Origin of the sequence: Microbacterium sp., from assembly GCF_044508325.1 — a bacterium.
In the GTDB taxonomy this organism is placed as follows: domain Bacteria; phylum Actinomycetota; class Actinomycetes; order Actinomycetales; family Microbacteriaceae; genus Microbacterium.
On sequence record NZ_JBIQHX010000006.1, the window covers coordinates 55,478 to 77,682 of the forward strand.

At 70.6% G+C, this 22,205-nt stretch carries 17 protein-coding genes; 9 read left to right on the plus strand and 8 right to left on the minus strand.

Annotated features, from left to right (window positions below; all coding sequences use genetic code 11):
- Positions 1-8 precede the first annotated feature (8 nt).
- Positions 9-1,076 carry an endonuclease/exonuclease/phosphatase family protein gene (locus ACIWQI_RS06825; RefSeq protein ID WP_396656388.1) on the plus strand — a complete coding sequence of 356 codons (1,068 nt, stop codon included), beginning with the start codon at positions 9-11 and terminating at the stop codon, positions 1,074-1,076.
- A gap of 90 nt (positions 1,077-1,166) precedes the next feature.
- Here the strand turns inward: ACIWQI_RS06825 and glnA are convergent, their stop codons facing one another.
- The gene (gene glnA, locus ACIWQI_RS06830) at positions 1,167-2,591 is read right to left on the minus strand and encodes a type I glutamate--ammonia ligase (protein WP_396656389.1); all 1,425 of its coding nucleotides are present in this window, start codon (positions 2,589-2,591) and stop codon (positions 1,167-1,169) included.
- A 124-nt stretch (positions 2,592-2,715) separates the two neighbouring features.
- Here glnA and ACIWQI_RS06835 point away from each other — a divergent pair, with 124 nt between their 5' ends.
- The gene (locus ACIWQI_RS06835) at positions 2,716-3,147 is read left to right on the plus strand and encodes an RDD family protein (RefSeq protein ID WP_396656390.1); all 432 of its coding nucleotides are present in this window, start codon (positions 2,716-2,718) and stop codon (positions 3,145-3,147) included.
- Positions 3,148-3,157: 10 nt separating this feature from the next.
- On the opposite strand, the gene ACIWQI_RS06840 is transcribed toward ACIWQI_RS06835, so the two are convergent.
- Positions 3,158-3,868, minus strand: coding sequence for a DUF4191 domain-containing protein (locus ACIWQI_RS06840; RefSeq protein ID WP_396656391.1), 711 nt, complete (start codon positions 3,866-3,868; stop codon positions 3,158-3,160).
- A gap of 127 nt (positions 3,869-3,995) precedes the next feature.
- On the opposite strand from ACIWQI_RS06840, the gene ACIWQI_RS06845 reads away from it, so the two are divergent.
- Positions 3,996-5,294: a hypothetical protein gene (locus tag ACIWQI_RS06845; RefSeq protein WP_396656392.1), complete on the plus strand. Its 1,299-nt coding sequence runs from the start codon at positions 3,996-3,998 to the stop codon at positions 5,292-5,294.
- Here the strand turns inward: ACIWQI_RS06845 and sucB are convergent.
- Genes sucB through ACIWQI_RS06860 form a run of 3 tightly spaced genes read right to left on the minus strand, consistent with a single transcriptional unit; the run spans position 5,291 to position 10,017 of the window.
- Positions 5,291-7,093 (minus strand): 2-oxoglutarate dehydrogenase, E2 component, dihydrolipoamide succinyltransferase, encoded by a 1,803-nt coding sequence (gene sucB, locus ACIWQI_RS06850; RefSeq protein ID WP_396656393.1) that lies wholly within the window; start codon positions 7,091-7,093, stop codon positions 5,291-5,293. The two genes, ACIWQI_RS06845 and sucB, sit on opposite strands and share 4 nt — an antisense overlap.
- A 54-nt stretch (positions 7,094-7,147) precedes the next feature.
- Positions 7,148-8,521 (minus strand): dihydrolipoyl dehydrogenase, encoded by a 1,374-nt coding sequence (gene lpdA / locus ACIWQI_RS06855; protein ID WP_396656394.1) that lies wholly within the window; start codon positions 8,519-8,521, stop codon positions 7,148-7,150.
- Positions 8,518-10,017, minus strand: coding sequence for a leucyl aminopeptidase (locus ACIWQI_RS06860; RefSeq protein ID WP_396656395.1), 1,500 nt, complete (start codon positions 10,015-10,017; stop codon positions 8,518-8,520). The genes lpdA and ACIWQI_RS06860 overlap by 4 nt, the downstream gene beginning before the upstream one ends.
- A 98-nt stretch (positions 10,018-10,115) precedes the next feature.
- Between ACIWQI_RS06860 and ACIWQI_RS06865 the strand changes: the two genes are divergently transcribed.
- From ACIWQI_RS06865 to ACIWQI_RS06880, 4 genes are all read left to right on the plus strand, one after another.
- On the plus strand, positions 10,116-11,045 hold the full coding sequence (locus tag ACIWQI_RS06865; RefSeq protein WP_396656396.1) for a proteasome assembly chaperone family protein: 930 nt from the start codon (positions 10,116-10,118) through the stop codon (positions 11,043-11,045).
- Between the two features lie 237 nt (positions 11,046-11,282).
- Positions 11,283-12,758: an RNA polymerase sigma factor gene (locus tag ACIWQI_RS06870; protein WP_396656397.1), complete on the plus strand. Its 1,476-nt coding sequence runs from the start codon at positions 11,283-11,285 to the stop codon at positions 12,756-12,758.
- Positions 12,751-14,055, plus strand: a complete 1,305-nt coding sequence (locus ACIWQI_RS06875; protein ID WP_396656398.1) for a MurT ligase domain-containing protein — start codon at positions 12,751-12,753, stop codon at positions 14,053-14,055. Before ACIWQI_RS06870 ends, ACIWQI_RS06875 begins: the two co-directional genes overlap by 8 nt.
- Complete coding sequence (locus ACIWQI_RS06880) at positions 14,052-14,807, plus strand: hypothetical protein (protein WP_396656399.1); 756 nt, start codon at positions 14,052-14,054, stop codon at positions 14,805-14,807. The genes ACIWQI_RS06875 and ACIWQI_RS06880 overlap by 4 nt, the downstream gene beginning before the upstream one ends.
- Before the next feature lie 3 nt (positions 14,808-14,810).
- Here ACIWQI_RS06880 and ACIWQI_RS06885 read toward each other — a convergent pair whose 3' ends face one another.
- Entirely contained in the window at positions 14,811-15,032 is a 222-nt protein-coding gene (locus ACIWQI_RS06885) for a hypothetical protein (protein ID WP_396656400.1), read from the minus strand.
- Positions 15,033-15,197: 165 nt separating this feature from the next.
- On the opposite strand from ACIWQI_RS06885, the gene ACIWQI_RS06890 reads away from it, so the two are divergent.
- Complete coding sequence (locus ACIWQI_RS06890; protein WP_396656401.1) at positions 15,198-17,285, plus strand: type IIA DNA topoisomerase subunit B; 2,088 nt, start codon at positions 15,198-15,200, stop codon at positions 17,283-17,285.
- 3 nt (positions 17,286-17,288) lie between these two features.
- Here ACIWQI_RS06890 and ACIWQI_RS06895 read toward each other — a convergent pair whose 3' ends face one another.
- Positions 17,289-19,733 carry a DNA topoisomerase (ATP-hydrolyzing) subunit A gene (locus tag ACIWQI_RS06895; protein WP_396656402.1) on the minus strand — a complete coding sequence of 815 codons (2,445 nt, stop codon included), beginning with the start codon at positions 19,731-19,733 and terminating at the stop codon, positions 17,289-17,291.
- Between the two features lie 78 nt (positions 19,734-19,811).
- On the opposite strand from ACIWQI_RS06895, the gene ACIWQI_RS06900 reads away from it, so the two are divergent.
- A complete protein-coding gene (locus tag ACIWQI_RS06900; protein WP_396656403.1) occupies positions 19,812-20,954 on the plus strand; it encodes an alkaline phosphatase family protein in 1,143 nt (380 codons plus the stop codon).
- A gap of 5 nt (positions 20,955-20,959) precedes the next feature.
- On the opposite strand, the gene sepH is transcribed toward ACIWQI_RS06900, so the two are convergent.
- On the minus strand, positions 20,960-22,012 hold the full coding sequence (gene sepH / locus ACIWQI_RS06905; RefSeq protein ID WP_396656518.1) for a septation protein SepH: 1,053 nt from the start codon (positions 22,010-22,012) through the stop codon (positions 20,960-20,962).
- Between the last annotated feature and the right edge of the window lie 193 nt (positions 22,013-22,205).

Here is a 22,205-nt window from a genome sequence, read left to right on the forward strand (position 1 = left end):
TTCTCCGGATGCGCGCGTCCCTGGCCGACCTGCGTGCACGTCGGCGTGACGGGTCGATCCTCTTGGCGACCTGGAACATCCGCGATCTCGGGGCGACGAAGTTCAACCCGGCGCCGCGCACCGACGAAGCCTTCCTCTACCTGGCCGAGATCCTTTCGTCGTTCGACCTGGTGGCGCTGCAGGAGGTGAACTTCCACCTCGGGGACTTCACGCGCCTGGTCGGACACCTCGGCCCGGGATGGGACTACATCGTCACCGACGCGAAGACCACGGACGGCGGGAACGACGAGCGCATGGCGTTCGTGTTCAACCGCGACAAGCTGTGGTTCGATCACGTCGCCGGTGAGATCGTGCTGCCGCAGGGACAGCTCATCATGCCTGCCGCCGCGGTCAAGCCGCCGGATGCGCAGACGGAGGAGGAAGCGGCTCTGGTGGCGGCGATGACCGAAACCGATCCGGATGTCCCCGCGGGCACGGCTGCGACGGGTCAGCAGTTCGCCCGCACGCCGTTCGTCGTGTCGTTCCAGGCGGGCTGGTTCCGCTTCAACCTCTGCACGGTGCACATCTACTACGGGTCCGAAACGGGGCAGAAGCTGCAGCGCCGCATCGACGAGATCAAGGCGCTCGTGAAGTTCTTCGCGCAGCGCCAGGACCGCGAGAACAGGAATGTCACCCCGCAGCGTGCGCAGAACTACATCCTGCTCGGGGACTTCAACGTCGTCTCTCCCGAGCACAAGACGATGAAGGCGCTCAGGTCCCGGGGGTTCACGGTCCCGGAGCAGATCGACGGCGCCGCGTTCCCGGATCGCAGCCACTTCTACGATCAGATCGCCGTCCGCGTCCGCGATCCACGCTTCAAGGTGCTCGACGGAGGCATGGTCGACATGTACCAGGACGTCTTCACGGATGACGATGTCGGGCTCTACATCGACCGCATCAAGCCGGACCGCCGGAAGTCGGACCTGCAGCGTTTCCGGAACTGGCGCACCTGGCAGATGTCCGACCACCAGCCCCTCTGGGTCGAGATCCACACCGACTTCTCCGACGACTACCTTCGGGACTTCGCGGCGCCGTGACCGCAGACCGCTCATCCGGACCCGGCCGCACACGACACAGCGCCCGGACCGGGCCTTGCAGGAAGACCCCGATCCGGGCGCTGGTGAGTCTCAGACCCCGAAGTACAGCTCGAACTCGAACGGGTGCGGACGCTGCGCGAGCGGCCGGATCTCGTTCTCCAGCTTGTACTCGATCCAGGTGTCGATGAGCTCCTGCGTGAACACGCCGCCCTCGAGGAGGAAGTCGCTGTCGGCGGCGAGCGCGTCGAGCGAGTCCTGCAGGGAGTTGGGCACCTGCGGGATGCCCTTGGCCTCCTCAGGCGGCAGCTCGTAGAGGTCCTTGTCGACCGGCTCGTGCGGCTCGATGCGGTTCTTGATGCCGTCCAGGCCCGCCATCAGCTGCGCCGCGAACGCCAGGTACGGGTTGCCCGAGGCATCCGGCGCGCGGAACTCGATGCGCTTGGCCTTGGGGTTCGATCCGGTGATGGGGATGCGGATGGCCGCCGACCGGTTGCCGGCGGAGTACACGAGGTTGACCGGCGCCTCGAAGCCCTTCACCAGCCGGTGGTAGCTGTTCAGCGTCGGGTTGGTGAAGGCCAGGACGGCGGCCGCATGCTTGAGGATGCCGCCGATGTACCAGCGTGCGATGTCGGACAGACCGGCATAGCCCTTCTCGTCGTAGAAGAGCGGCTTGCCGTCGAGCCAGAGGGACTGGTGCGTGTGCATGCCCGAGCCGTTGTCGCCGAACAGCGGCTTGGGCATGAACGTGGCGACCTTGCCCCACTCCTCGGCGGTGTTCTTGACGATGTACTTGAACTTCAGGATGTCGTCGGCCGCGTGCACCATCGTGTCGAAGCGGTAGTTGATCTCGGCCTGCCCGCCGGTGCCCACCTCGTGGTGGGCGCGCTCGAGCTGGAGGCCCGACTCGATGAGCCGCAGGCTGATGTCGTCGCGCAGGTCGGCCTGCTTGTCGACCGGCGAGACCGGGAAGTACCCGCCCTTGTACGGGGTCTTGTTGGCGAGGTTGCCGCCCTCCTCCTTGCGACCGGTGTTCCAGGCACCCTCCTCGGAGTCGACCTTGTAGAAGCTCCCGTTCTGCTTCACCTCGTACCGCACGTCGTCGAAGATGTAGAACTCGGCCTCGGGTGCGAAGTAGGCCGTGTCGGCGATGCCCGTGGCCGCGAGGTACTTCTCCGCCTTCTTGGCCACCTGCCGCGGGTCCTTCGCGTAGATCTCGCCGGTGCGCGGGTTGTAGATGTCGAAGATCATGACCAGCGTCTTGGCCTGGCGGAAGGGATCGACGTACGCCGTGGACACATCCGGGATCAGCTGCATGTCGGACTCGTGGATGTTCGCGAAGCCGCGGATGGAGGATCCGTCGAACAGCTGGCCGATCGTGAAGAACTCCTCGTCGACGGTCGAGGCCGGGATGTTGAAGTGCTGCTGGACACCAGGCAGATCCGTGAAGCGGATGTCGAGGAACTTGACGTCCTCGTCCTTGATGAACGCCAGCACCTCGGATGAGTCTTTGAACATGGAGTCTCCTGATCGGTGCGAACACGCCTGCGGGCTCAGGCTGTTCCGACCGTACTCAGACGGCATTGCCCGCCGGTGTCCCTCGTGTTTCGGGCATGTTACACGCCCCGGCTAGGCTGGACGGGTGCCCGATGCCACCCCCGTGAACTCCTACCCCGGCGAGCGACTCGGGCTTCCCAGGGAAGGTGCGGGCAGCATCGCCAGGCTCGGCCGCCGTGTCGGCGCCCTGGCGATCGACCTCGTCAGCGCGACGCTGATCGCCTACGCGTTCTTCGGGTACACCGATGCCGCCACGGGGGTGCGCTTCGCCGACCCGCTGGCGGCCAACATCGCCTTCTTCGCGATCCAGGTGGTGTTCATCCCGACCATCGGCGGCAGCCCCGGCCACCGCCTGCTCGGCATGCGTCTCATGCGCATCGACCGCGCCTGGACGGGCGTGTGGCGGCCTCTGGTGCGCACGCTGCTGCTCATGCTCGTGATCCCGGCGGTCATCTGGGACTCCGACCAGCGCGGACTCCACGACAAGGCCGCGAGCACGCTGCTCGTGCGCGCGTAGCGCGAGCGGCTCAGCGCGGGCGCGGAGCGCGCACCTTGGTCGGGTCGATCCCCTTCGGGATCGGCAGCGACGCGAGCGACTGCGAGACGGAGTCGACCCGCTTGATGACCGTGGCCATCGTCGCCTTGTCAATCGTGCGCGGCAGGGACTTGATGGTCTTGGAGAGCTTCGAGATCGGAACGTCGTCGTCACCGTGGCCCACGTAGAGGACGGTGACCGGGACGCCGTGGGCGACCTTCTGGATCTTGGAGCGCTCCTCGTTGACCAGGCGCTTCAGGCGCCCGCGAGAGCCCTCCCCGACGATGACGACGCCACCCCGGCCGATCGCACGGTAGACGGCATCCTGCGTCTTCGGGTTGACGCCGACGGGCATGTCTCCGGACTGCCAGCTGCGGCCTAGCGCGGTGGACATCACGTGCCCGGTGGCCCCCGGCATCCCGTCGATCTTCTTGTACATCGCGGTCGTCGACAGGCGTGTCATGGTGATCATGGCCACCAGGACGCCGGACATGAGGCCCGTCAGACCCCAGAGGATGACGCTCCAGACCGCGAACGGGGGGATCAGGAAGCCGACCAGCACACCGAGGGCGATGCCGACCACGAGGATCGCGCCGAGCACCCACGGCAGCCAGGAGTAGGTCTGCTGGGTGAACGTGTACAGGCTCTTGATCTGCCGGAAGAAGCCGGGCCTCTTCTCGGTGTCGCGACTGCGGGCTGCCATGTCTCCAAGCCTACCGTCGCGTGCTCGTGCGTCCTGCCGTCCTGCACAGGACGGTCGACCACGAGGCGGGCCCACAGCTGCCCGGTGCCGGGCGCACAGCACCCCGACGGAACGCCAGACTCGGCGCGTGGCAGATCCTCTCGGCATCGCCGCCCTCGAGGGCGAACGGCCGCTCACCGGCGCCTACCGCCTGCTGCGCAGAGTCGGGCCGCCCGACTCGCCGATCGCGGGCTGGCTGGCGCGCTGCGCGGGCGGCCGGACGGTGCTGCTCGCGGAGCCCGACGCCCTGCCGGGGGACGATCCGCTCGCCGGAGCGGAGGGCGCGCACGTGCTCACGCCGCGCGATCTCGTTCGCACCCGGGACGGAGTGGGGGTCGAGTTCGACTGGTGCGTGGATCGGCTGGATCGGGTGCTGTCGCGGCGCGTCGATGCCGAGGCGCCGCTGACCGCCGGCGAGACGGTGACCCTGGTCGTGAGCCTGCGGCGAGGAATGGCGGAGCTGGCCGCGGCCCGTACTGCGCGCGATGCCGCCTGGCCGCCGGGGGAGTGGTGGCTGACGGACGCCGGGCGGCCGGTCTTCGCGCCCCTGAGCGCGGGCACGCCGGCCGATGCCGGCACACGACGCGCTCTCGAGGTGATCGCCGGTGCGTGTGCCGACGGCCGCGTGAGGGGGCTGGTGAGCAGATGGCTGGACCGCCCCGACGCGGGCGCGCTGGCGGATGCCTCGATCGAGTCCGCGCTGTTCGCGGTCGCCGAGCCGTCGCCGATCCGCTCCGAGGTCTTCGCGCCGGCACGCAGCCGGAGCCTGGATGCCGCAGCTCGGCTGCGCGAGCCGGCGCCCGAGATCGTTCCCCGCCGTGGCCTGCTGTCGGTCATCGAGCGTCACATCGACACCGACATCGCCGCCATGACATCCGAGGCGGTGCACGGCGTGCTGCGCAGGCTGCGCGCGCGGCAGCCACGGCCGTGGCTGCTGGCGGCGGGCGCCGCCGCGAGCGTGCTCGTGCTCGGAGCGCTGTGGCCGACCGGGGACGAAGCGCCCGCTCAGGCTGAGGAGCCGAACCGGCCCGCCGCGTCCGCTCCGGCGGTCGATCGGACCGCGCCGTCGCCACCTGCGTCCATCGCCGCCGTGACGGATCTGACGGACGTCACCGCCCGCCTTCTGGATGCCCGCACTGCATGCCAGGGGGAACACACATGTCTTGCCGCAGTGATGGAGGACCCCGACCGCGACGTCGCTGCGGGCGTGATCGACCTGGTCGCGGCGAGCCGAGCGATCACGCTCCTGGACGACTTCGGCGGCGTCGCCGTCCTGCGCGTGGACGCACGGGAGCAGACGATGCCCGCCCAGCTCGTCGTGATCGTCGAGGCCGACGGTCGCTGGCGGCTGCGCGACGTGCACGACGTCGCGCAGCCCCCGGGTTAGATGCCGAGATCGGCTGCGAACCGCGCGGCCTCGAGCCGCTGCTTGACGGCGCCGAGGAACCGTGCGGCATCCGCACCGTCGATGACGCGGTGGTCGTACGACAGCGCGAGGTAGACGTACGAACGGATGCCGATCGCATCCGACCCGTCCACGCGCACCACACCGGGGCGCTTCACCACGATGCCGGTGCCCAGGATCGCCGACTGCGGCAGGAACACGACCGGTGTGTCGAACAGGGCCCCGCGCGAGCCGGTGTTGGTCAGCGTGAACGTGCCGCCGGCGAGCTCGTCCGGCTTCAGCTTGTTCTCGCGCGTGCGCGCTGCGAGGTCGGCGATCTCGTGCGCGATCTGGGCGATCGTCTTGTCGCCCGCGTCGCGTAGGACCGGGGTGAGCAGTCCGCGCTCGGTGTCGACGGCGATGGAGAGGTTCTCGCTGGGCGGATAGACGATGTCGGTGCCGTCGACGGTCGCATTGATCACCGGGTACGCCTTGAGCGCTTCGGCGGCGGCCAGCGCGAAGAACGGGAGGAACGACAGCTTGTCGCCGGTCTTCGCCAGGAAGTCCGCCTTCACCTGGTCGCGGTAGGCGGCGAGCTCGGTGACATCCACCTCGACGACGGTCGTCAGCTGCGCGGTCGACTGCATCGACGCCACGGCCCGCTCCGCGAGGACCTTCCGCAGGCGCGACATCGGCTGCGTGGTTCCGCGCAGCGGCGACACCTCGGGAGCGGGTGCGCGCTCCTCGGCGGAGACCGCGTCGGCCGGTGCGGCCGCCGCCGCTGCGGCCTTGAGGACGTCCTCCTTGCGGATGCGGCCGCCGACCCCGGTGCCGGTGATCGTCGACAGGTCGACGCCCTGCTGCTGGGCGAGCCGGCGCACCAGCGGTGTCACGTACGTCACGGAATCGTCGCCGAGGGCCGGTGTCGCCGCCGGGGCCGGTGCCGGCTCGGCGGCGGGCGCCGCAGGCTCGGGTGCCGAGGCAGGCTCCGGCTCGGGCGCCGCTGCCGCCGCCTGCGCCTCGGGCTGAGGTGCGGGCGCGGGTTCGGGTTCAGGGGTCGGCTCCGCTTCGGCCGCGGGCGCTTCCGGCTCGGCCTCGGGCTCTGCGGGCGCCGCGGCGGCGCCGGACGCGCCGATGCGCGCGAGGGCGGTTCCGACGGCGACGGTCTCGTCCTCGGCGACCAGGATCTCCAGCAGCGTGCCGCTGAACGGCGACGGAATCTCGGTGTCGACCTTGTCGGTCGAGATCTCCAGCAGCGGCTCGTCCGTGTCGACGTCGTCGCCGACCTGCTTGAGCCAGCGGGTGACCGTCCCCTCGGTGACGCTCTCGCCGAGCTCCGGGAGCACGACATCCCTGCCGCTCTCGTCCGCCGCGGGCTCCGCCTCCTGGGGTGCGGCGGGCTCCTCCGTCTGCGCCGGCGCCTCGGCGGCGGGCTCGGGCTGCGCGGGCTCGGGCTGGGCCCGCTCGGATGCGGGCTCCGCCTCCTGGGGTGCGGGCTTCACCTCGGCAGGAGCGGACTCCGCCTCGGCGGGGGCGCTTCCGGCATCCGCGGGCGCCGCGCCGGATCCGTCGCCGATCTTCGCGAGCACGGCACCCACCTCGACGGTCTCGTCCTCCTGCACCAGGATCTCCTCGAGCACGCCGCTGACCGGCGAGGGGATCTCGGTGTCGACCTTGTCGGTGGAGATCTCGAGCAGGCCCTCGTCCTCCTGGACCGTGTCCCCGACCTGCTTGAGCCAGCGGGTGACCGTTCCCTCTGTGACGCTCTCGCCGAGCGCGGGGAGGACCACGGATGTGCTCATGACCTGTCTCCTTAGGATGCCGATGTCCTGACTAGCTTAGTGAGGCGCTGCGGGTCAGATGGTGTGCAGCGGCTTGCCCGCCAGGGCGAGGAACGCCTCGCCGAGCGCCTCGCTCTGGGTGGGGTGCGCGTGGACGAAGGGGGCGATGTCCTCGGGGTGCGCCTCCCAGGCGACGGCCAGCTGTCCTTCGGTGATCAGCTCGCCCATGCGGTCGCCGATCAGGTGGACGCCGACCACCGGACCGTCCTTGCGGCGCACGACCTTCACGAGGCCGCCGGTGCCGAGGATCTCGCTGCGGCCGTTGCCGGCGAGGTTGTACTCGTAGCTGACGACCGCATCCCGGCCGAGCTCCTCGACGGCGGCCGCCTCGCTGAGTCCCACCGACGCGACCTCCGGGCTGCAGTACGTGATCTTCGGGATGTCGCGGTCGGGCACGACCACCGGGTCGAGCCCGGCGATCTCCTCCGCGACGAAGATGCCCTGCTGGAATCCGCGGTGGGCGAGCTGGAGCCCCGGGACGATGTCACCGACAGCCCACACGCCCGGGACGCCGGTGCGCAGCCGCTCGTCGACGACCACGAATCCGCGATCGATCCGCACCCCGGCCTCCTCGAAGCCGAGGTCGGCGGTCGCAGGGCCCCGTCCCACAGCCACGAGCAGCTGGTCGGCCTCCAGGACCGTGCCGTCCTCGAGCGTCACCGACACCGCGTCATCGGTCTGCGAGGCCGACTGGAAGCGCACGCCGAGCTTGTAGGCGATTCCCCGCTTGCGGAACGCCCGCTCCAGGGCCTTGCTCATCGCCTCGTCCTCGTTCGGCACGAGGTGGGGGAGCGCCTCGACGATGGTCACCTCGGCCCCGAACGAGCTCCAGACGCTGGCGAACTCGACGCCGATCACGCCTCCGCCCAGGACGATCACCCGCCCCGGCACGTCGGTGAGAGCCAGTGCCTGCTCACTGGTGATGATGCGGCCGCCGATCTCGAGGCCGGGAAGGGTGCGGCTGTAGGAGCCGGTCGCGAGGACGACGTGCTCACCCTGATAGGTGTCGTCGCCCACGCGCACGGTGCGATCCGCCTCGAGCCGTCCCTCACCGGACACGGTCGTGATGCCGCGCGCCTTCACGAGTCCCTCCAGGCCCTTGAACTTCTTGGCCACGATGCCCTCGCGATACGCGGTGACCCCGGCCATGTCGATGCCGTCGAACACCGCCTTCACGCCGACATCCCCCGCGCCCCTGGTGTGGTCGGCGACTTCGGCGGCGTGCAGGAGCGCCTTGGTCGGGATGCAGCCGCGGTGCAGGCACGTGCCGCCCACCTTGTCCTTCTCGATGAGGGCGACCGATCGGCCGAGCTCGGCCGCCCGCAGCGCGGCGGCATACCCGCCGCTGCCTCCGCCGAGCACGACGACGTCGAAGCTGTGCGCGGTCATGACCGCTCCTTCCCGTCGGCGGCGTGCGCCGCGACGAACTCGATCAGCGACCGCACCGTCGCGGCCGTGGGGCCCTTGTCGGTGTAGCCGAAGGCGCCCCCCTTGTTCATGCCGACCCCGGCGATGTCGAGGTGCAGCCACGGAATGCGATCCGCGTCCTCCTCGTCGGCGACGCGGCCCACGAAGTGACGCAGGAACAGGCCGGCGAACAGCGACCCGCCGGCGGGATCGCCCACCTTCGCGTTCACGAGGTCGGCGATGGGGGAGTCGAGCTCTTCGACCATGTGCTCGGGCAGGGGCAGCTGCCAGGCGAGCTCGCCGGCGCGTTCGGCTGCGGCCAGGTACCCGTCCACTGCGGCCTGGTCGCCCATGACCCCGGCATGCCGGGTGCCCAGCGCGACGGTGATCGCGCCGGTGAGGGTGGCGACGTCGACGATCACGTCGGGACGCTCGCGGCTGGCCGCGGCCAGGCCGTCGCCGAGGACGAGACGACCCTCGGCATCCGTGTTCAGCACTTCGACGGTCGTCCCGTCCAGCATCCGCAGCACGTCGCCGGGGCGCGTCGCCCGCCCGGACGGCATGTTGTCGGCGACGCAGAGGTACGCGGTCACGCGCACGTCGAGCCGCTGCGCGGCGACGGCCCGGAGCACCGCGAGGACCGTCGCGGCCCCTGCCATGTCGTACTTCATGCCGACCATCGAGGCGGCCGGCTTCAGCGACAGCCCGCCCGTGTCGAACGTGATGCCCTTGCCGACCAGTGCCACGTGGGAGCGGCCGCCGGCGGGGGCATAGGAGAGCTTGACCAGGCGCGGCGGACGCTCCGAACCGGCGCCGACGCCGAGGATGCCGCCGTAGCCGCCTTCGGCGAGTGCCTTCTCGTCGAGCACCTCGACCTCGACGGGCAGCTCGGCGACGGCGGCCTCGGCACGCTCGGCCAGATCGGCTGGGCCCAAGGCGTCCGCGGGGATGGACACGAGGTCCTTCACGAGGCCGACCGCGTCGACGACCGCCTGCGCATCGCGCACCTCGTCGTCGGCGACGTCCTCTTCGGTGTGCACCGTCACACGCTCGGCGCGCGCCTTGCCGCTGTCGGACTTGTACCCGTCGAAGCGGTAGCCCCCCAGGCCGGCGCCTTCGGCCAGCGCGCGCCAGGACGGACCGGCGAGCGGGGCCGCGACGGCGACGGATGCGAAGCCGGTGAGCGAGCGGATGCCGGCCCCGGCCGCGTCACGCAGCGCCGCGGCATCCGGCTCGGCACCGGTGCCGACCACCGCGAGCGGCTTGTCGGTGGCGTCGGGGGCGTAGACGCGGGTGAAGGCGCCCGCGGCACCGGTGAAGCCGATCGCGTCGAGCGCGGCGCGCAGTCCGGCCCATTCGTCCAGCGGATCCGCGCCGCCGGGCTCGATCTCCTCCAGCGGCGGAAGCGCCAGCAGGATCGCATCGGACTCGGTCTGTCGGATCTGGGCGCGGCTGTGCGCCAACTGGGGCTGTGGCATTGCTCCATCCTAGGTACGCAGCCCTTCCCGTGTTCGCTGTCAGCGTGCCCGCGCGCTGTGGCGGCGCCGCCGGCGGACGCGCCTCGTAGAGTGGAGCCATGCCGTACTCCGGTCCCCTCTTCGAGCGCGTCGCCAATGCGCCGTCGGTGCCGCCGGGGCTTCCCCTCGTGATCGCGCTGACGGGCTTCTCCGACGCGGGATCGGCGGTGTCCGGGCTGATCGAGTACCTGCGCGAAGACGTTGAGCAGACGCCGCTTCTGATCTTCTCGAACGACGTGCTGCTCGATTACCGCGCTCGCCGGCCGATCATCGCCTTCGACCAGGATCACCTCACCGACTACCGCCCCGCCCGGCTGGAGCTCTCCCTGGCCACGGATGTGCTGGGGCATCCCTTCCTGCTCCTGGCCGGCTACGAGCCGGACTTCGCCTGGGACGCGTTCACCCGCACGGTGCTGGACTTCGTCTCCGAGGCACAGGTGTCCACCGTCGCGTGGGTGCACGCGATCCCGATGCCCGTGCCGCACACCCGGCCGATCGGAACCACCGTGAGCGGGAGCCGCACCGAGCTCATCGCGGCGCACTCGGTGTGGAAGCCCCAGACCCAGGTGCCTGCCACCGTCGGTCACCTGCTGGAGTACCGACTGGCCGAGGACGGCGCGTCGGTGGTCGGGTTCGTGCTGCTGGTGCCCCACTACCTGGGCGACACCGAGTTCCCCGGAGCCACGTTGGAGGCGATCGACCGGGTCAGCACCGCGACGGGCCTCATGTTCGCCGTCGACGGTCTGCGCGAGGACGACCGCGAGTACCGCGAGCGAGTGGACGAGCAGGTCCGTGGAAACGAAGAGCTCAGCCGAATGGTCCGCGGGCTCGAGGAGCGCTACGACGCCTACATGGCGGGGCTCGGGGGCACCGTGCCGGGTATCGACGAGATGGAGCTGCCCAGTGCGGACGAGCTCGCCGCAGAGCTGGAGCGCTACCTCGCCTCCCGGCCCGGCGACGACGACAAGCGTGCCGGCAATCGCGGCTGACCGCGTGAGCTGAGAGGAATACCGGGGCGCTCGGACGCGTTTCATCAAGCAGTCCATGGCGCGCGTGTCGAGCTGCTCGCGTGTGCGACAATGGATGATCCGACCCGTTGTCTGCCGGTCCCCGCAGCGCTCCCTTCGGGGATCGCGAAGCGGACCAGGACTTGACAAGGGTCTTACTAGTGTCCGAAACCGACCGACGCCTCGTCCCACGGGGGATGCGCCGGTGAAAGGCGAAACGTGACTGCCGCGACGACCGAGAAGAAGCGGACCCCGAAGAAGGATGCCGACAAGGCCGCCGTCGACGAGACGGCCGCCGCGAAGAAGACTGCCGAGAAGACCACCGCCGCTGCGAAGAAGCCGACCGCAGCCGCCAAGAAGCCTGCGGCGTCCGCGAAGTCCGGCACCGCCGCGAAGAAGACCACCGCGACGAAGGCGACCACCGCGAAGAAGGCGACGAAGGATGCCGCCGCCGCGCCTGCCAAGAAGACCGCCGCGAAGGCGACGGCTGCGGCGAAGGACGAGGCGGAGCTCGACGACGAGGTGGACGTCGAGGTCGAGGATCTCGACGAGACGGAACTGACCGACGCCGACGACGCGGAGGCTGCCGACGCCGAGACCGACGAGGCCCCTGCGGCCGGCGCGCGCGGCAAGAAGGGCGCTCGCGCCGACGACGCCGAGGAGACCGAGGAGGAGGAAGACGCCGAGCCGGTGTTCTCCGAGCCGCTTCCGACCGGGGCGATCGTCATCTCGTCCAGCGACGAGGATGACGTGCCCGTCTACTCGACGCAGATCACCGGCGCGACCGCCGACCCCGTCAAGGACTACCTCAAGCAGATCGGCAAGGTCCCGCTGCTGAACGCGGCCGAGGAGGTCGAGCTCGCGATGCGGATCGAGGCCGGCCTGTTCGCCGAGGAGAAGCTCTCGCATATGTCGGCGGCCGAGCGCTCCAGCCAGCTGGGACTCGACCTGCAGTGGGTCGCGCGCGACGGGCAGCGGGCCAAGAGCCACCTGCTCGGCGCCAACCTGCGCCTGGTGGTGTCGCTGGCCAAGCGCTACACCGGCCGCGGCATGCAGTTCCTGGACCTCATCCAGGAGGGGAACCTGGGCCTGATCCGCGCGGTCGAGAAGTTCGACTACACCAAGGGCTTCAAGTTCTCCACGTACGCCACCTGGTGGATCCGTCAGGCGATCACCCGTGCCATGGCCGACCAGGCACGCACGATCCGGATCCCGGTGCACATGGTCGAGGTGATCAACAAGCTGGCGCGCGTGCAGCGTCAGATGCTGCAGGACCTCGGTCGCGAGCCCACGCCGGAAGAGCTCAGCCGCGAGCTGGACATGACTCCCGAGAAGGTCGTGGAGGTGCAGAAGTACGGGCGTGAGCCGATCTCGCTGCACACCCCGCTGGGCGAGGATGGCGACAGCGAGTTCGGCGACCTCATCGAGGACACCGAGGCGGTCGTCCCGGCGGACGCGGTCGGGTTCACAATGCTGCAGCGCCAGCTCGAGTCGCTGCTGGACTCCCTGAGCGAGCGTGAGGCCGGCGTCATCCGCATGCGCTTCGGTCTCGGCGACGGGCAGCCCAAGACGCTCGACCAGATCGGCGACACCTTCGGCGTGACGCGCGAGCGCATCCGCCAGATCGAGTCGAAGACGATGGCCAAGCTGCGGCATCCGTCGCGGTCGCAGTCGCTGCGGGACTATCTTGAGTGAGCCGGGGCCGGGTCCGCGGTACATCCTGCCGATCCTCACCGGGAAGCTGATCCGCGGCATCCTGCGCCTGCGCAAGCGCGGCACGTCGTTCCCCGGCGTGGTCGCCAACAAGATGTCGCCGTCGCTGCTGACCACGCTGTTCGGCCAGTTCCAGGACGGCCTGGTCTTCGTGCTCGGCTCCAACGGCAAGACGACGACCACCCACATGATCACCGAGATCGTGCGAGCGCACGGCGTCAAGGTCTTCACCAACACCAGCGGATCCAACATGCCGCAGGGCCTGACCTCGAGCCTGCTGGCGCTGTCGTCGCCGACCGGGCGGGTGGATGCCGACATCGCGATCCTCGAGGTCGACGAGGGGTACTCCGCCAAGCTGGCCGAACGTCTCCAGCCGACCGTCGTGGTGCCTCTGAACATCGTGGTCGACCAGCTCTACCGCCTCTTCGAGACGGAGCGGGTGGCCGACATGCTGCTGGACACCGCCAAGCACGCGACCCAGGCTGTCGTGATCAACCGCGACGACAGCTACCTGAGCAAGATCGACGTGGCCGCGCAGAAGGCACCGGTGTCGTTCTTCGGGATCGCGCCCGACGTGCTCGCACAGCAGCCGCACGGCGTCATGACCGCCCCCGACCTCCGCGATGCGGAGCGCGGCGCGCTGGCGCACCCGGCGGCGGCCGAGGTGACGCACCTGAAGGGGCGTGAGGCGACGATCCGCGTGGACGGCCACGACATCGACATCACCCTCCCGGTGCAGGGCGTGCACTTCGCCGCGGATGCCGCTGCGGCCCTGCTGGCTGCCGCGCGCATCCTCGGCGACCGGTTCGACGCCGAGCGCGCACGTGCGGGCTTCCGGTCGTTGAAGCCGACCTGGGGCCGCGGCGAGATCGTGCCGCTGACCGACGACCCCGAGGGCGAGACCGCGCAGTTCCTGATGTTCAAGAACGCCCCGAGCGTGCAGCTGAACATCGACTCCCTGGACGGGCCGCCTGAGCATGTGCTGTTCGCGATCGACGACGGCCTTCCGGACGTCTCGTTCCTCTACGACGCCGATGTCACCAAACTCGACCACGTCGATGTGTGCACGGGGAACAAAGCGCATCTGGCAGCGCTGCGCTTCGCGCACGCCGGGGTGCCGGTGCACCACGTGGAGCCCGACATCCATCGCGCGATCGACATCATGCGCCGGAAGAAGACCGTCCGCGACGAGCATCAGATCTGGATCGTCAACTACGAGCAGATGATGTTCCTGCGGCACGGCGTCGGCCACGGCGACCAGGAGGAGGACCTGCGATGACAGGCATCCGGATCACCCGGCTGTACCGCAAGGATCTCGATTTCGGCGGAGACCGCGGCAATGTCGAGGCGCTCCTGCTGCGCTCCCGGCGGGCGGGTCTCGAAGTGGAGTACGCCGAGCACGGCATCGGCGACGGCCCCATCGGACCGGCCGACCTGCTGGTGCTGGGCACCGGTCCGGCGTCCGTCATCGATCGCGTGCTCGCCGATGCGCGCGGGCACCGCGACGAGCTGGCGGGCCTCGTCGAGTCCGGCACCGCCGTCCTCGCGATCGGCACGGGGGCGGAGATCCTGTCCGCGAGCATCACCACGCTCGACGGCGTGCAGCGCGACGGGCTCGGCATCGTCCCCATGACGGCCGCACGCACGCGCGATCGCCGTATCGGCTACGTGGTCGCCGACTCTCCCGTCGGCGAGCTCATCGGCTTCGAGGATCACGCCTCGCGGTGGACGGCAGGACCGGACGGCGCCGCATTCGGCACGGTCCGCGTCGGTCAGGGGGTCGTGCTCCTCGACGGCCGCTGGGCAGTCGGTCTGCGTGCCGGCGACGTGTTCGCCCTCCAGCTGCAGGGCCCGCTGCTGCCGCTCAACCCGCGGATGACCGACCAGCTGCTCTCGCTGGCAGCGGGGCACGCGGGTCTCGAGTACGCCGGGCCGCAGGAGCGGGAGCCGGTCGACGACTACGCGGACGGAGTGCGCACGGCCTTCCGCGAGTACGTGAAGGGCAAGGAGCTGCGCTACATCAGCGTGTGATGGTCAGACGACGTCGGCCAGCCGGGCCGACTCGTCGTGCCACGTGGTGGCCACGGCCCGCAGCTTCTCCTCGTACTTGCGGCCGTGATGCGCGCAGAACAGGAGTTCGCTTCCGTTCACCTCGGCGGCGATGTAGGCCTGGGCGCCGCAGGAGTCGCAGCGATCCATCGCGGTGAGGCGGTACTCGATGGCGGCCGGCTCGGCGGCGCTGGTCAGCGTGGTCATCTCGGTGCCTCCTCGTGTCGCGTCTTGGCGTGGCGGTCAGTGAATACAACCACGACCTGAGTCAGAGAATGCCGCGAAAGGGGTGCATTTCGCTGTGCGCGTACGGCGGGTCGGTGCATCCGAGTGTCGGACGGCGGCGAGGGAGAGCGCGGATACCCTGGAACCGTGACCTCCGAGTATTCCGCCCATCATCTGCAGGTGCTCGAGGGGCTGGAGGCCGTCCGCAAGCGCCCCGGCATGTACATCGGCTCGACCGACTCCCGCGGGCTCATGCACTGCCTGTGGGAGATCATCGACAACTCCGTCGACGAGGCGCTCGCCGGGCACGGCACGCGCATCGACGTCATCCTGCACGCCGACGGCAGCGTCGAGGTGCAGGACCGCGCTCGCGGCATCCCCGTCGACATCGAGCCGCGCACCGGCCTCAGCGGCGTGGAGGTCGTGTTCACGAAGCTCCACGCGGGCGGGAAGTTCGGCACCGGCTCGTATGCCGCCTCCGGCGGACTCCACGGCGTCGGTGCGTCGGTGGTCAACGCGCTCTCCGAGCGGCTGGACGTCGAGGTGGACCGCGGCGGCAAGACCTGGGCGATGTCCTTCCATCGCGGCGAGCCCGGGGTCTTCGCCAACGGCAGTCCCGACTCCGCCTTCACGCCGTTCGAGAAGAGCAGCGAGCTGAGGGCTCTGCGGCGCGCCCCGAAAGGCGCGACCGGCACGCGCATCCGGTACTGGGCGGACCCGCAGATCTTCACCAAGGACGCTCAGTTCTCCACCGCCGAGCTCGAGCAGCGTGCGCGCCAGACCGCGTTCCTCGTGCCGGGCCTGGAGATCGTCGTCCGCGACGAGCGCCCCGCGACGGTGGCCGCGCACGGACAGCCCACCGAGGCGTCGTTCCGCTACGACGGGGGCATCTCGGAGTTCGTCGACTTCCTCGCGCCCGACGCGGCGATCACGGGCACCTGGCGGCTTTCCGGCACCGGTTCGTTCACCGAGACGGTGCCGGTGCTGCAGGCCGACGGGCACATGGCGGCGACCGAAGTCCAGCGCGACTGCGAGGTCGACGTCGCTCTGCGCTGGGGGACGGGCTACGAGACGGTGGTGCGCAGCTTCGTCAACATCATCGCGACCCCGAAGGGGGGGACGCACCAGCAGGGCTTCGAGCAGGCGCTCATGAAGGTGCTGCGCACACAGGTCGAGCAGAACGCGCGCCGGCTCAAGGTCGGAAACGACAAGCTGGAGAAGGACGACATCCTCGCCGGGCTCACCGCCGTCCTGACGGTGCGACTGCCCGAGCCCCAGTTCGAGGGTCAGACCAAGGAGGTGCTCGGCACCCCCGCGGCCCGTCAGGTCGTCTCCTCGGTCGTGGCCGGCGCTCTGGGCGCTCGCTTCGGCTCTTCGAAGCGGGACGACAAGGCGCAGACGGCGCTGCTGCTCGAGAAGGTCGTGTCGGAGATGAAGGCGCGCATCTCCGCGCGCACCCACAAGGAGACGCAGCGACGCAAGAACGCCCTGGAGTCGTCGTCGCTGCCGGTCAAGCTCGTGGACTGCCGCTCGAACGACGTCTCCGACTCCGAGCTGTTCATCGTGGAGGGGGACTCCGCCCTCGGGACGGCGAAGCTCGCGCGCAACAGCGAGTTCCAGGCGCTGCTGCCGATCCGGGGGAAGATCCTCAACGTGCAGAAGGCGTCCGTCAGCGACATGCTCTCCAACGCCGAGTGCGCCGCGATCATCCAGACGATCGGCGCGGGTTCGGGCCGCACGTTCGATCTCGGCTCCGCACGGTACGGGAAGATCATCCTGATGAGCGACGCAGACGTCGACGGTGCGCACATCCGCACCCTGCTGCTCACCCTGTTCTTCCGGTACATGCGCCCCCTCATCGAGGACGGACGCGTGTTCGCAGCGGTCCCGCCGCTGCACCGGGTGGTGGTGGTCAACCCCGGCTCCAAGCCGAACGAGACGATCTACACCTACAGCGAGAGCGAACTGCACGCGCTGCTGGCCCGGCTCACCAAGTCGGGGCGCAGGTGGCAGGAGCCGGTGCAGCGATACAAGGGTCTGGGCGAGATGGATGCCGAGCAGCTCGCGTCGACGACGATGGACCGCGCCGGCCGTACGCTGCGCCGCGTGCAGCTGCACGACGCCGAGGCCGCGTCCGGCGTCTTCGAGCTCCTGATGGGCAACGAGGTCGCCCCGCGCCGGGAGTTCATCGTCGACGCGTCGAACCGGCTCGACCGCGATCGCATCGACGCGTAGCCGTCAGCCGATCGCGGTGCCGACGGCACCGACCACGCCGTCCAGCGGCGCGCCCGAGGCATCCCTTCTCGCCCGGTCCTCCGGGAGGCGCCGCACCGCGCCGTCCGAGCCCACCGCGCGCGGCTGCTCGCCGACCCACGCGACCGCGATGAGGTCTTCGCCCTTGAGGAAGCGCTGGGCGCGCACGCCGCCGGTGGCGCGGCCCTTCGGCGGGAACTCCGCGAAGGCCGACACCTTCGCCGTGCCCGTCTCCGCGCCGGCGAGCGCCTGAGACGAGCCGGCGACGGTCACCACGACCGCATCCTGCGCGCCCGCATCGAGCACGCCGAAGAACACGACCCGCTCACCCGGCGTGAGACGGATGCCGGCCATGCCGCCGGCGGCGCGCCCCTGGGGCCGGACTGCGGCGGCGTCGAAGCGCAGGAGCTGGGCGTCCGTGGTCACGAACACGAGCTCGGCGCCGTCCGGCGCGGGCGCCGCCCCGACGACCCGGTCGCCGTCCTTCAGCGCGATGATCTCGATGTCGTGCTTGCCGCCCAGCTCGGCGGCCGAGACGCGCTTGACGACGCCCTGGGCGGTTCCCAGCGCGACCGGCGGCGCCGCATCGAGGGGAACCAGGGCCACCACGTGCTCGCCCTGCCCGAGGCCGAGGTACTGGTCGGCGCGGGTCCCCGCCCCCAGCTGGACCGAGTTGCCGGGGACGGCGGGCAGGTCGACGGGGGAGAAGCGGACGAGCCGTCCGGCGCTCGTGACCGCGCCGAGGTCGCCGCGTGTGGTCGTGTCGACGGCCGAGCGCACCGCGTCGTGCTTGGCGCGGCGCGCCGGCGCGACGATGCCGTTCCCTTCCTCGTCGAGCTGTGCGCGCACCATCCTGCCGGTGGCGGAGAGGAACACGCGGCAGGGCGCATCCGCGATCTGCAGGTCGGGGGCCCCCGATCGCGACGGACGTGCGGTCACGGGTGCGCCGTCGAGCAGCAGCGTGCGCCGCGGGGTGCCGTAGGCCTCCGCCGCCGCGTCCAGCTCGCGGGCGACCTCGCGGCGCACAAGGGCCTCGTCGCCGAGCAGCTCGACGAGCGCGGCGATCTCGGCCTGCAGCGTGTCACGCTCGGTCTCCAGCTCGAGACGGGAGAACTTCGTGAGCCGGCGCAGGCGCAGCTCGAGGATGTACTCGGCCTGACGCTCGGAGAGGTCGAAGATGCTCTGCAGGCGCGTGCGTGCCTGCTCGCTGTCGTCGGAGCCGCGGATGACCTGGATGACCTCGTCGATGTCGAGGATGGCGATGAGCAGGCCCTCGACCAGGTGCAGGCGCTCCCGGCGGCGGGCCAGGCGGTACTCGCTGCGGCGGGTCACCACGCGGATGCGGTGATCGAGGTAGACCTGCAGCAACTCCCGCAGGCCGAGCGTCTGCGGCTGCCCGTCCACCAGTGCGTTGTTGTTGATGCCGAACGAGTCCTCGAGCGGCGTGAGCCGGTACAGCTGATGGAGCACGGCCTCCGGGTCGAACCCGGTCTTGATCGCGATCACCAGCCGCAGCCCGTTCTTGCGATCGGTCAGGTCGGTGACATCGGCGATGCCGGTGAGCTTCTTGGCGCCCACGGCATCCTTGATCTTCTCGATCACCCGCTCGGGCCCGACCAGGTACGGCAGCTCGGTCACCACGATGCCCGTGCGACGCGGGCCGATCTGCTCGATGCTCGTCTTGGCCCGTGTCCGGAACGTGCCGCGACCGGTCGCGTAGGCATCCCTGATCCCGTCGAGTCCGACGATCACGCCGCCGCCGGGCAGATCCGGTCCCGGGACGAACTCCATGAGCTCCTCGAGGGTCGCCTCGGGGTGCTCGAGCAGATGGACGGCGGCGGCGACCACCTCGATGAGGTTGTGCGGGGCCATGTTGGTGGCCATGCCGACCGCGATGCCGCTCGCGCCGTTGACCAGCAGGTTCGGGAACGCGGCCGGCAGCACCTCCGGCTGCTGGAACTGGCCGTCGTAGTTCGGGATGAAGTCGACGACGTCCTCGTCGAGGTTCTCGGTCAGCGCGAGGGCCGGCGGAGCAAGGCGCGCCTCGGTGTACCGCGACGCCGCCGGTCCGTCGTCGAGCGAGCCGAAGTTGCCGTGTCCGTCGACGAGCGGCACACGCAGCGAGAACGGCTGGGCGAGGCGCACGAGCGCGTCGTAGATCGCCGCGTCCCCGTGGGGATGGAGCTTTCCCATCACCTCGCCGACGACGCGAGCGCTCTTGACGTGCCCGCGATCGGGCCGCAGCCCCATCTCCGCCATCTGGAACAGGATGCGCCGCTGCACCGGCTTGAGCCCGTCGCGCGCATCCGGCAGTGCACGGGAGTAGATCACCGAGTACGCGTATTCGAGATACGACCCCTGCATCTCGGTGAGGACGTCGACGTCTTCGATGCGCTCTTCGATCGGCTGCTGAGGGGGGCGTGCGGGCATGCGGTTCGCGTGTTTCGGGTCGGCCGGCGGGAAGGGCCGCCCGCTCGCCGTGGCGAGGCGTGTGCGAGACTGGCCCGGATGCCACCCAGCCTACCCGCGGAGCCGACGCACGCCCGGAGCCTCACCGCCGTATGGCCGAACGTGATCGCCGCCGTCGACGGGCGCCCGGACGGCTGGCTGCCCCGTGCGCGCAGCGGAATCGTCCTGCTGGCGGACGGTCTCGGCGCGCGGAATCTTGCGGCCCGGCGCGGCCACGCGCGGTTCCTGGGGGATCGCCTCGGGAAGCGGGATGTCGCCCGCACGACCGTGCCGTCGACGACGGCCACCGCCCTGACCTCGCTGATGACCGCGGCGGCGCCGGGCGCCCACGGCATCGTGGGGTATCGGGTCCGCGTCCCCGGCGGCGATGTCGTCGCGAACCAGCTCTCGGGGTGGGAGCAGGCCGGCCTCGATCCCGACGTCTGGCAGCGGCGGCGCACGGTCTTCGAGCTCGAGGCCGCCCGGCAGCGCCCCTGTTTCGTGGTGAGCCGCGCCGAGTACGACGGGTCGGGGTTCACCCGCGCGGCCTTCCGCGGCGGGCAGTTCCTCCCCGCGGACGACCTGGACGAGCGCATCGAGCTCGCCGCGGACGCCGCGGCGCGGCATCCGGGCTCGCTCGTGTACCTCTACCACCCCGAGCTGGATCGGATCGGCCACAAGCGCGGATGGGAGTCCGACGAATGGGCGGCGGCGCTGGAGAGTGTGGATGCCGCCGCCGCGACGCTGCACGCGCGCGCCCGCGCTGTCGGCGTCGGGGTCGTGCTGACCGCCGATCACGGAATGGTCGACGTCCCCCGCCACCGCCAGGTGCTCCTCGGCGAAGGCGAGCCGCTGCTGGACGGGGTCAGGCACGTGGCGGGGGAGCCGCGGCTGCTGCACCTCTACCTCGATGACGGGGTCGGCGTGGAGGGCGTCGCAGGCCGGTGGTCGGCTGCCGAGGGCGGCAGGGCGTGGGTCCTGACGCGCGATGAGGCGATCGGCGCCGAGCTGTTCGGCCCTGTCGATGCCGAGGTGCGGCCCCGGATCGGGGACATCGTGGTGGCCGCGCGCGGCGGGATCGCGTACTACGACGACCGGGTCGCCGACAAGGCGCCCCAGCGCATGGTCGGTCAGCACGGGTCCCTCACCGATCAGGAGCGCACGGTCCCGCTGATCGCCCTGGGCGCGTTCGACGCCCGCTGAGGGAGTCAGGCGTCGTCGGTTCGAGCGCCGAAGACGATCTCGTCCCACGACGGCATGGTGGAGCGCCCCTTGCGGCGCACGCTGTCTCCGGCGGTGGCGCGTGCGGGCTCGCGCAGAGCGTCGTCGCCCTCCGGTTCCAGCGGCGGCTGCGGCACCTCGTCGTAGCCCGGTTCGAGGGCGTCGAACAGCGCGATCGGACTGTGCGCGGCCTCGTCGTCCTCGACGAGGGACGGCTGCGGCTCGCGCTGGCCGCGGCGCCGGCGCAGCGCCTCGAGCAGATCCGCGGTCTCGGGACTGGTCGCCACGGCATCCGGCGCGCGCTTGATCGCCGCGTCCTGCACGGCGGGGGCCACGGGCTCGGCGACCGTGGGCGCGGCCAGATCCGCCGACGGCTCGGGGAGTCGCCGGGGACCGAACGCACCGCTGTCGAAGCGGGAGTCGTCTTTGACGGCCGGCGGGGAGTCGAGCGCGCGCAGGCGGGGGATGAGCCCCTCCGGAAGTGAGCCCTGACGCGACAGCTGCACGGCCTCGGCGTTGAGGGGCGAGAGGGTGCCGCGCTTCGGATCGAAGCCCCAGCGGGCATCCCGATCGATCTCGGCGGCCGAGAACTCGAGCTTGACGACCCAGCCGTCCGGCTCCTTCCAGCTGGTCCAGCGCTCGCCGACCGCCGCGGCCTCGGCGAGCTTCGCACGGATGGCGGTTCCGAAGGTGGGAAGCCCGTCGTGCTCGAGGTCGCCGGCCATCAGAACGGGCACCGCGAGCGCTTGGCCGACGATGTGCTCGCGCTCCGCGAGGATCGGGCCCTCGAAGCGCGCGACGTCCTCCACGGTGGTCCCCAGCAGGTCGGCGACGTCCTGCGCCGACAGCCCGGCGCGGATGTGCGCCTGGATCTCGCGGGGGCTCGGCCGGTCGGTGCCGGCATCGTTCTCGCGCTCGCGCCGGGCACGGCGCGCCTCCGCACGGACGACCTCGTCGAGCGGGAGTGCAAAGCGATCGCCGGATTCGGTCGCCAGGATCAGGGCGCCTTCCTCGGTTCCGATGACCTTGAGCTGCTCCATGCCGAATGCCTCTCGGGTTGACTGTGCGCCCATGGTGACACGCGAAAGCCGCGGCGGCCGGGAATAACGCGGGCGCGCCGTGAGTTTCACCCGCGACACACCCGATGACGCAGTCGCCGTGCATTTGCGCAAAGCACCTGCGTCGTGCAGACTATCGCCGCCCGTCCCGCCGCGCCGCGGCCTCCCGGCGGCC